Source organism: Helicobacteraceae bacterium (genome assembly GCA_031258155.1).
Lineage (GTDB): Bacteria > Campylobacterota > Campylobacteria > Campylobacterales > SZUA-545 > JAIRNH01.
In genome coordinates this window covers 36,753-46,868 of record JAIRNH010000029.1, presented here as the reverse complement: position 1 = coordinate 46,868, position 10,116 = coordinate 36,753, and the positions used below count along the sequence as shown (strand labels likewise).

Below are 10,116 nucleotides of genomic sequence, written 5' to 3'. Positions count from 1 at the left end.
ATAGCGGTAATATCGTCGATCGACTTGGCGGTTCTTTCGGCTAGTTTGCGCACTTCGTCGGCGACGACGGCAAATCCCCTGCCCTGATCGCCCGCTCTAGCCGCTTCGATCGCGGCGTTTAGCGCCAAAAGGTTAGTCTGATCGGCTACGTCTTTTATTACCTGAACGACGGTACTAATCTGTCTTGATTCCTCGCCCAAAGCCTGAATAACGCTCGACGTTTGCGCCACGATCTCCACCATAGATCGCATCTCGTCGGCGGTTTGTTCAATCGCGCGGCTACCTTGTTCAGACCCCGCGCCAGCCGCTTGCGCCATCTTTTGAGCGCTATTGGCGTTCTCCGAAACCGAGCTTACGCTTACGCTCATCTGCTCGATACCGGCAGCCATAGAAGAGGTGGCGTAGCTTTGCGCTTGCGAGCCTTGCGCGACGTTTTCAGCCGCCTCGGAAAAACTCGCTATCTCTTTATTGACTAAATCTACTTTTTGCCTAATAGTTACGACCGAATCCTGCACCGTCTGCATCATGCGATCAAAGGCGCTCACCATCGCGCCTATCTCGTCTTTGGAACTGTAATTAACTCGCAGTTTAAGATCGCGCCCTTCGGCGACTTGAACGACTACGTCCTTAGCGCGTCCGATCGGTTTAACCACCGACGCGTATAGCGAATAAATAAAAGCGATGATAATTCCGATAATGATCGCCGTCGCCGCGACAAGAGCCGTCATCATAAAGGTGGTTTGCTCTGTCGCTTCGGCGACGGAATCGTGCGCGAGCTTTTCGTTCGCTTCGATAAACTTCGTGATCAAGCCGATCACGTCCTGCGTCGTATTCCTACGTTTTAGATTGCCGCTCACAATTTCGGCGTATATCGCTTGGAGCGCGGCTTCGCTTGGGCGTTTAAGCGCCGCGTCGATCTTTTGCGCTATATCGCGATCTTGGAGCGACCAACTCGTAAACGTGGCGATCAGTTTGTCCCAATCGCCTTTAAGACCGCCGGAGACCGGCTCTATGGATACGTATTTGTTAAGCGCTTTATCGGCGTGTTCAAGCGATTGACGCACAATAGAGCTAAGCGTTCGCAGCTCATCAAGCTGCGTGTCGTAATTCAAACGCGAGACGCTGACGATCTGATACGAGCGTTGCACCAAATCCTTAACGTCCACGTCGAACTCCATCATTTCAATGACTTTTTGTAGCCTGACGTTTTGTATTTGCTCCAAAGCGCTAAGATTGTCTAAGGCGATCTTTACGCCTATAGAAGCGACGATGATTAGGCTCGCTACGCTGAGCGACAATACTATCAACAATTTATGCTTTACCAACATACCTATATCCCTCTCTTCCCTTTAAATGCAAACTGTGACGAAGACATAATAGCGCTAAACATCTTTGGGCTCAATTTAACGAAAGGAGTTAAGTAATGTTTAAGTTAGTCGAGATTGTCTATTATGTATGTAGGGGAAACAACAATACGCTGATGGAAACTACGGCGACATTTAGCAAATATTGGCGAGAAAATAAATTACGCGCGTCAATGACGACGCTAAAATTTTTATGCGCGCAAAGGTTTGATCGGCGGAGCAAAAAACGCGCCGAACGTTATTTAAGGTTCAATAAAGCAAGCGAGGCGCGATTATAATCGACCGTTTTGTCCAATCGGCGTCTATCGCAAAGACGCTAGAGGCGATCCGCCGCGATCAGCTATCTAACTCCATAATCGCCGCAAAAGAGTCGAAATATAGCGCTTTCATTTCGGAACTAGAGAGGCTTACGCCGTTAATTATCAGATCGGCTTGCGTCACTTTCCCGATCTGCTCGTAGTTCAGCCCCGATTGCGCGATCAAGCTTTCAAACGCCTCTTTCTTGTCGGGCGCGACCTCTACGATCGCGCGCGAAAAACTCTCGCAAAAGAGATCGCGCTCGTCGCCAAGAGCGACCATGCCTTCAAAGCCAAGTTTGCCGTGCAGCGCCATTTTAGCGACCGCCGTAGCTATGCCGCCGACGCTTACGTCGTGCGCGGCGAGCAATAAACCTTGTTGGTTGGCGTTGATAACGCAATCCCACAAAAGGCGTTCGACGGCGAGATCGAGCTTAGGCGCTTTGCCGGCTACTTTTTTGGCGAAAACTTTCATATATAGCGATCCGCCAAACTCGCCGCGCGTTTCGCCAAGCAGATATACAAGACTGCCGACTCTCTTAAACGGCATAGTTAGCGCCTTTTTTGGATCGTCTAGCAAGCCTACGGTCGCTATCGCGGGCGTTGGAAAAACGCTCTTGCCGCCACTTTCGTTGTAGAGCGACACGTTGCCGCTAACGACGGGCGTTTTGAGTTTGAGGCACGCCTCTTTTATCCCTTCGCACGCCTCTTTGAACTGCCACATCACTTCGGGATTTTCCGGATTGCCGAAGTTAAGGCAGTCGGTGATCGCAAGGGGAGCGGCGCCGCTCATCGCCACGTTGCGCCCCGCTTCGGCGACCGCCGCCGCCGCGCCGACTTTAGGATCGATATAGCAAAAGCGCGGGTTACAATCGACGCTTAGAGCGATCGCTTTGTCGTTTTCATAAATATACGCCAATCCAGCGTCGCTCTCGCCGATTTTAGTAATCGAGGCGGCGCCGATCGTGGAGTCGTATTGCTCGTAGATAAACCGCTTGTCGGCTACTTCGGGGTGGCTTAGCAGAGTCTTGAGCGCGTCGGTAGAGGAGGGAAAACTCGCCTCTTCCGTATCGTCAAAGTTGGCGATCTCGTCTAAATACGCGGGACGCTTGGTCGGACGGTCTAAAATCGGCGCAAACTCGTCGGCGATCGCCACGGGCAGATCGCCCGCAATAGCGCCCTCCCAATACAGCTCCATTCGTCCCGTATCCGTAACCTCGCCGATTACCGCCGCGTCAAGCTCGTATTTAGCGAAAAGTTTAATAACCTCCTCTTCGCGCCCTTTTTTAGCGCAGATTAGCATTCGCTCCTGCGACTCGGATAACATCAGTTCATACGGGGTCATTCCCGTTTCGCGCATAGGAACCCTATCGAGATAGAGCCGCATTCCGCCGCCGCCGCGCGAAGCCATTTCAAAACTAGAGCTTGTCAAACCCGCCGCGCCCATATCCTGAATACCCACGATATGATCGGTTTCAAATAGCTCCAAGCACGCTTCCATCAGCAGCTTTTCGGTAAACGGATCGCCCACCTGCACCGTCGGGCGCTTCGATTTGCTCTCGTCGGCGAAGCTGTCCGAAGCCATCACCGCGCCGCCAAGCCCGTCGCGCCCCGTTTTACTGCCGACGTATATAACCGGATTGCCGATCCCCTCGGATCGCCCGTAAAAAAGGCGATCTTTTCTGACTATGCCAAGCGTGAAGGCGTTGACTAGTATGTTTCCATTATAGCTCTCGTCAAAGGTCGTTTCGCCGCCTAACATCGCCACGCCTATGCAGTTTCCGTATCCGCTTATGCCCGCCGACACTCCGCGCAACAAGCGGCGATGTAGTTTGCCTATCGCGTCGTCGTTGGTTATATCGCCAAAGCGAAGCGAATTTAGGTTCGCGATCGGGCGCGCGCCCATCGTGAAAATATCGCGCAAAATCCCGCCCACGCCGGTCGCCGCGCCCTGATACGGCTCGATAAAACTCGGATGATTGTGGCTCTCCATTTTGAAAACCGCCGCGTAGCCGCCGCCAATATCGATCGCGCCCGCGTTTTCGCCCGGTCCCTGAACGACCCATTCGGCTTCGCTAGGAAAGCCGCGAAGATATTTCTTGCTTGATTTATAACTACAATGTTCGCTCCACATGGCGCCTATAACGCCTAGCTCCGTCAAATTGGGCTCGCGCCCCAAAATACGATTTATCCGCTCATACTCTTCGTTTGAAATTTTATGCGCTTTTAATAGCGATTCAATATCCCGCGACATCTGCTAAAACCTCTGTTCGCGCCGTATTGCGGCGCGTAAATTAACGCGGCATTTTAGCCAACGCCCGCTTGCCGATCTATTTTGCGCGTCGTCGGCTAACGCTATAAAAACCGACCGCCGCTCGCCGATCAAAGGGACGGCGCAAATCTCTCTAGCGATCGGCGCGCGTTCAAGCAAGCTCGCGGCGGCGAACGCTATCGGCTAGAAGGATTTGGTTTGTCCAATAGATGCGGAGTGTCGAAAAGGTCCGCGTGCGCGATCGGCGTAAAACGATCGCGGTTATTGACCAGATCGATAAACCAGATCGCGTATTGATCGCTTACTTTGAGCAACCAATCCACATACTCCGAAGAGGCGGGTCCCCGACTTGCCTTCGCCTTGTCTAACGCGCTTTCCACAAAATCCGAAAGGCGGAGCATCGCCTCGAACTTCAAATATCCGCACGCCGATTTAAGGTTGTGAAATATCCTAAACAGCTCGTCTAAGCGATATGAGTACTCGATCGGGTTTTCCAGCGCGAGTATCGCCGGCTGCATCGCGTCTTTCATCACCTCGAAGTGGTTGATAAACTCGTCTATGATTTCGTATTTAAAATCTTTGTGCGCTTGATCTAAGATTCCCATAACAAGTCCCTTGCAGAAAGAATACTAAGTTTTAGCTTTTAATATACAGCCATATCTCGTCGGAGAGCCAAAAATCCGCGTTGCGGTAACGATTTTCTCCTCTGTTTAGCAGCGACCGATCGACTAGAAACTCCGCTTTTTGCGTCTCTTTTTGACTTAAAACGCCCGCCTCGAAGCCCGTGAAACACCTCAGCCCCAACATAAGCCGCTCGTCGTTCAAAGCGGCGCGATCGATAATCTCCGTCGTTTTGTCAAGCGGATCGTCTATGTAGCCTTGCGGCGCTCTACGCGGAGAGTATCTAAACGCGCTTTCGCCGCGATCGATAAAACCGACCGCGCCCGCGCCGAGTCCCAAATAGCCGCGCCCCTCCCAATAGCCTAGATTGTGGCGCGAGATCGTTTTGCCGTAGTTTGAAACCTCGTAGCGCGGATAACCCGCCGCCTCGATCGCCCGCGAAAACTCGCGTTCTAGTTCGCTATCGTTCGACGCAAACTCCGGTTTTGCGAAAAACGGCGCGTTTTCCTCGATCGTCAAGCAATAGGCGCTAACGTGCGTCGCGCCGAAACTTTTCGCCGCTTTAAGATCGTCTAGCAGCAAGGCTCTCGTATCGATCGCGGCGCCGTAGATAAAATCGACGCTAATTTGCTCGAAACCCGCTTTACGCGCGTTCTCAACCGCGCCTCTCGCTTGCGCCGCATTATGATCGCGCCCCAAAAATTTCAGTTTGCGATCGTTGAAGCTCTGAACGCCGATACTGACGCGATTAACGCCGTAACTTCGCATAGTTTTAGCCCAATCTAGCGTAAGCGAACTTGGATTTGCCTCGATCGTAATCTCCGCGTCGCCGCGCAAAAAAGGCGAGATTTTTGCGAAAAACGGCTCGTAGCTTACCGCCGCGAATATCGACGGAGTCCCTCCGCCGACGTAAAGCGAGTCGAATCGATCGCAACCGCATAGCTCAAGATCGGCTTCAAACTGCCGAATAAGCGCCGCGACGTAGGCTTTTTGCGGCGGGTTTAAGACCGCAAACGAATTAAATCCGCAATACGGACATTTTGACCGACAAAACGGAATGTGCGCGTAAATCAAGACAAACGTTCCTTCCCTAATGAGCGCGGCGTTATAATTCCGTAATTTTATCGCCCATTGACGGATAAGCGCCAAAATACCGCAAAATACTAGGAAGACGCGTGAAAAAGAACTATCGCCCGAACGTCGCCGCCGTAATCCTCTCTAGCCAATATCCCAATATGTGCGAACTGTTTATAGCCGAACGAAGCGACGTAAAAGGAGCTTGGCAGTTTCCGCAAGGCGGCATAGACAAAAACGAGGACGCGCGAACCGCGCTGTTTCGCGAACTGAACGAGGAGATTGGCACAAACGAGGTGGAGATTATAGCCGAACATCCCGATTGGATCAGTTACGACTTCCCCATGTCCGTCGCCGACAAAATGTATCCCTACGACGGGCAAAAGCAAAAATACTTCTTGGTGCGGCTAAAAAACAGCGCCGAGATCAATCTAGACACGAAATCGCCGGAATTTACGCGCTTTAAGTTCGTCCCTATGAACGAGGCGCTAAAAAAGGTTTCGTTTTTCAAGCGCCCGATATATAAAAGAGTGCTGGCGCACTTCAAAAAAAGCGGATATCTATAATGCTGATCGTTCAAAAATACGGCGGGACAAGCGTTGGCTCCATAGAGCGAATAAAGGCTGTGGCGGAGCGCGTTAAACGCGCCGCCGACGGGGGCGCTCAAGTCGTCGTGGTCGTTTCGGCTATGAGCGGCGAAACAAACAATCTAATCGATATGGCTTTGCAAATTAGCAAAGCGCCGCCCGCGAAGGCGATGGACCTGCTCCTTTCTAGCGGCGAGCGCGTCGCCTGCGCGTTGACGGCGATGGCGTTAAACGAGCTTGGGGTAGAGGCGATCGCGCTAAGCGGCAGGCAAGCAGGAATCGTTACCGACGATACGCACACCAAAGCCAGAATCGAGGAAATATCGAACGCGCCGGTATTAAAGCGCGTAAACGAAGGCAAAATCGTCGTTATCGCGGGCTTTCAGGGCGCGACTCGCAACGGAGAGGTTACAACGCTAGGACGCGGCGGATCAGACCTGACGGCGGTGGCGATCGCGGGCGCGATTAAAGCCGATCTGTGCGAGATATACACCGACGTCGATGGAGTTTACACCACAGACCCGCGCGTGGAGGACAAAGCCAAAAAGCTAACTCGCATAAGCTACGACGAGATGCTAGAGCTTGCCAGCTTGGGCGCGAAAGTATTGCAGAACAGATCGGTCGAATTAGCTAAAAAACTTGGCGTAAAGCTGGTGACCAGAAGCAGTTTTAACGACAATGAGGGAACATTGATTACAAACGAGGAAGAGTGCATGGAAAAACCGATTGTAAGCGGCATAGCGCTGGACAAAAATCAAGCCAGAGCGAGTCTGATCGGCGTTGACGATCGCCCCGGCATAGCCGCGGAGATATTCGGCGCGTTGGCAAACGGGGCGATCAACGTGGATATGATCGTCCAAACGATCGGACAAGACGGCAAAACCGATCTTGACTTTACGATCCCCTCCACGGAGTTAGAGCAGACTAAACGCGCCCTTAGCGGTTTTGGAGGCGCGCTGGGCAGACAGGAGTTTGACGATCAGGTTTGCAAGGTAAGCATAGTCGGGGTTGGCATGAAATCGCATAGCGGCGTGGCGGCGAGAATGTTTAGCGCGCTTGCCAAAGAAAATATCAACATTTTAATGATCAGCACGAGCGAAATAAAAATTAGCGTCGTGATCGCGAGAAAATACGGCGAACTTGCCGTAAGAATTCTCCACGCCGCCTACGAGTTGGATAAATAATCCTTGTGGAACAGCTCAGCAACTGGACGCTAAGCGCCATTCGCGCCGACAGCCCAATGATGACGTGGATGGAGGAAAGGCGTTTTGACTGGGTGCCGGCGGCGCACTCGGCTATGACTCGTCTAATGCGCGGCGTTTCGTTTGTTATCATAACCGATCGCAACCGCGAGTGGTTCGCCGAATATCTCACGACGACGCTAAACGGCAGCGAAAAAAAGCGACCTTTGCTTCCGATCTTTAACGCGCGCGATATTTTGCCGCACATTGATCGCGCAAATCCAAACGAGATCGATCTCGTGCAGAATATGCTCTCTATCGCCTTTGGAGATCGATTTATCTATTGGTATATCGGACGCGGCGACGACGCGCGCGCGCGCGCGCCCAAAAAAAGCGACGACAGCTTCCTATGGCTAATGGACGAGGAGGCGCCAAACGGCTTTTTTATGCGTTCGGCGGATCGCCTAATCGATATAAAACTAATGCAGTTAGCGATACTGTTTGATAAAACGATCAACGCCGTAATGTTTGGCGAGGTAAATCTCTAAACGATGGGCGCGCTATGGGTTTGCGCCGATAAAGAGACGGGGCTGAAGCGCGTTTTGTCGCAAATAGGCGACGCGCCGCGAGTAGTTTTCGAGGCTCAAAAAGAGGAGTTTTCCGTCGCGGAGGCTAGAGAGCTGATCGGCGCGGCTTACATTTCAAGCGATCGCGAGAAATTTTTAATCGCCTGCGCGATCGGTTACAACGCGAGCGCGCAAAACGCGCTTTTAAAACTGCTTGAAGAGCCGCCGCGCAATATAACGATCTATCTTTTAGCGACGCAAAAATCAGTCTTTTTGCCCACCGTCCGATCGCGTCTGCCATTATATGCGATCGCCGCGCCCAAAGCGCCAAGCGAACGCCTGATCGACTTTGCGAAGCTCGATCTAAGAGCGGTTTACGAGTTTATCAAAGATAACGGCAGATTGGAGCGCGATCGCGCCAAGCGGTTTATAGAGGCGGCTTTTAACCGTTTCGCCGCGCTTAAAGTAAAGAGAGCGCCGCTACGAAAAAGAACGCTTAAAGCGTTTGAGCGCGGATTCAAGATGACGGCGCTTAACTCTAACGCGATCAACGCAATCCTGCCGATTTTGCTACTGCTACTAGAGTGCGAAGATGACGCAAAAACTTCCGTTTGATATAAATATCGCGCCTATTTTAGAGACGATCGGTTGCGATAAAAGAGGCGCGGAGTTAATGCTGAATAAGGCGCGAGTCGATAGGTTTTTTATCAAAAACCTGCCTTGCGGCGCGGCGAATATTCTAAAACAAGACGCGCTCGCGATCGGCGCGGAACTCGCCGTAAGCCGCTATACGCCCTCGTGCGAAGCCGCGCATACCGACGCGCTGTTGCTCGCTACGGCTTCGCAGCTAAAAAAGCTGATCGATAAGGAGAAAACGCAACCGTTTGGTTTGAGGCAAATAGCTCAAGAGTTGCAAACGTTTCTCAAAACAAACGATAACAAAGCCGCCGTTATGGGCGTTATCAACGTCAACGACGATAGCTTCAATCCCGCAAGCAGGACAAACCCTAACGACGCGCTTGCGAAAGCCGAAAAAATGATAGCCGACGGAGCGGCGTATATCGATATAGGCGCGATTAGCTCGCGACCGGGGAGCGCGCCGATCGAACCGCAAGCGGAGCTGGCGCGGCTAAAACCGGCGATAGACGCGCTATACGCCGCGAAAATCCACGAAAAGACGATTTTAAGCCTCGATAGTTACGAGCCTTTGCCGATCAAATACGCGCTTGATCGCGGCTTTGGATTGATCAACGATATTACTGGAGGCAAAGACGAGCGCGTTTTGAAACTTGCCGCCGAATACGACGCTAGGCTTTGCATTATGCACATGAAGGACGATCCAAAAACGATGCAAAACGATCCGCGATACGACGACGTTGTAGAAACAATCGACCGCTTCTTTGCAAAGCGCGTGGAGGCGGCGATCGAAGCGGGCGCGAAACGGCTTATTTTGGACGCGGGTATTGGTTTTGGGAAAAATCTAAGCGACAATCTTAAACTAATATCCGCTCAGTCTCACTTTTTGCGTTTTGGATACGAGCTGCTTATCGGCGCTTCTCGCAAATCGCTAATAGACGCAATATCGCCCGCCGCCGTTGGCGATAGACTTGGCGGCACGATCGCGTTGCACCTTAAAGCGGTGGAATACGGCGCGACGATCGTCCGTTGCCACGACGTTTTTGAACACGTTCAGGCGCTACGCATGCTTGACGCGCTTAACGGCGACGCAAGTATTTGCCGCGAACGCTAAACGCGCGTTAGATTTGTCGAAGTTATGTTTCGGCTATTTATGCGCGAATTTGAATAGGCGAATAAATCGCTACCAAATAACGATCGCGGATTTTGAGTAAGACGCGCGCAAAAAGCGGCGAATATCGCGATCTCGACTCAAATATAAACTATCCATAAGAGGGGCGCAAATAAAATATGACGCAAAGGGATGCGGCGGGAGAAATAAACTCTCGCGCCTTGTCGTTTCTTACGTCCCCCGCCATTTCCGCGCAAGCGGGTATCCATCTCGCGCAATTTCGCCAGATCGCAATTTAATCTTGTCGTTATACCAGCGTAGGCGGGAATCTACATTCTCGTCATTCCCGCGCAAGCGGGAATCCACAACAACGATCATCAAAAAGATGGATTCCCGCCTTCGCGGGTA

Annotated in this window: 9 protein-coding genes; 5 read left to right on the top strand and 4 right to left on the bottom strand. The window is 52.0% G+C overall.

The genetic code is table 11. The annotated features are described in order from the left end of the window. The 4 genes from LBF86_04300 to hemW form a co-directional block, all read right to left on the bottom strand. Positions 1-1,328 (bottom strand): methyl-accepting chemotaxis protein (locus tag LBF86_04300; protein MDR0664727.1); only part of this gene is annotated, 1,328 nt, incomplete at its 3' end. 372 nt (positions 1,329-1,700) lie between these two features. Further along, the gene (gene purL, locus LBF86_04295) at positions 1,701-3,914 is read right to left on the bottom strand and encodes a phosphoribosylformylglycinamidine synthase subunit PurL (GenBank protein MDR0664726.1); all 2,214 of its coding nucleotides are present in this window, start codon (positions 3,912-3,914) and stop codon (positions 1,701-1,703) included. Between the two features lie 194 nt (positions 3,915-4,108). Next, positions 4,109-4,537 carry an Hpt domain-containing protein gene (locus tag LBF86_04290; GenBank protein MDR0664725.1) on the bottom strand — a complete coding sequence of 143 codons (429 nt, stop codon included), beginning with the start codon at positions 4,535-4,537 and terminating at the stop codon, positions 4,109-4,111. Positions 4,538-4,568: 31 nt separating this feature from the next. Then, positions 4,569-5,627 carry a radical SAM family heme chaperone HemW gene (gene hemW / locus LBF86_04285; GenBank protein MDR0664724.1) on the bottom strand — a complete coding sequence of 353 codons (1,059 nt, stop codon included), beginning with the start codon at positions 5,625-5,627 and terminating at the stop codon, positions 4,569-4,571. A gap of 101 nt (positions 5,628-5,728) precedes the next feature. Here hemW and LBF86_04280 point away from each other — a divergent pair, with 101 nt between their 5' ends. The 5 genes from LBF86_04280 to folP are packed head-to-tail and all read left to right on the top strand — an operon-like array spanning position 5,729 to position 9,711. Next, complete coding sequence (locus LBF86_04280; GenBank protein ID MDR0664723.1) at positions 5,729-6,193, top strand: RNA pyrophosphohydrolase; 465 nt, start codon at positions 5,729-5,731, stop codon at positions 6,191-6,193. Further along, the gene (locus LBF86_04275; protein ID MDR0664722.1) at positions 6,193-7,398 is read left to right on the top strand and encodes an aspartate kinase; all 1,206 of its coding nucleotides are present in this window, start codon (positions 6,193-6,195) and stop codon (positions 7,396-7,398) included. Before LBF86_04280 ends, LBF86_04275 begins: the two co-directional genes overlap by 1 nt. 5 nt (positions 7,399-7,403) lie before the next feature. Then, positions 7,404-7,943 (top strand): HobA family DNA replication regulator, encoded by a 540-nt coding sequence (locus LBF86_04270; protein ID MDR0664721.1) that lies wholly within the window; start codon positions 7,404-7,406, stop codon positions 7,941-7,943. A 3-nt stretch (positions 7,944-7,946) separates the two neighbouring features. Beyond that, positions 7,947-8,576: a hypothetical protein gene (locus LBF86_04265; GenBank protein ID MDR0664720.1), complete on the top strand. Its 630-nt coding sequence runs from the start codon at positions 7,947-7,949 to the stop codon at positions 8,574-8,576. Next, entirely contained in the window at positions 8,554-9,711 is a 1,158-nt protein-coding gene (gene folP / locus LBF86_04260) for a dihydropteroate synthase (protein MDR0664719.1), read from the top strand. The genes LBF86_04265 and folP overlap by 23 nt, the downstream gene beginning before the upstream one ends. Positions 9,712-10,116: the final 405 nt, after the last annotated feature.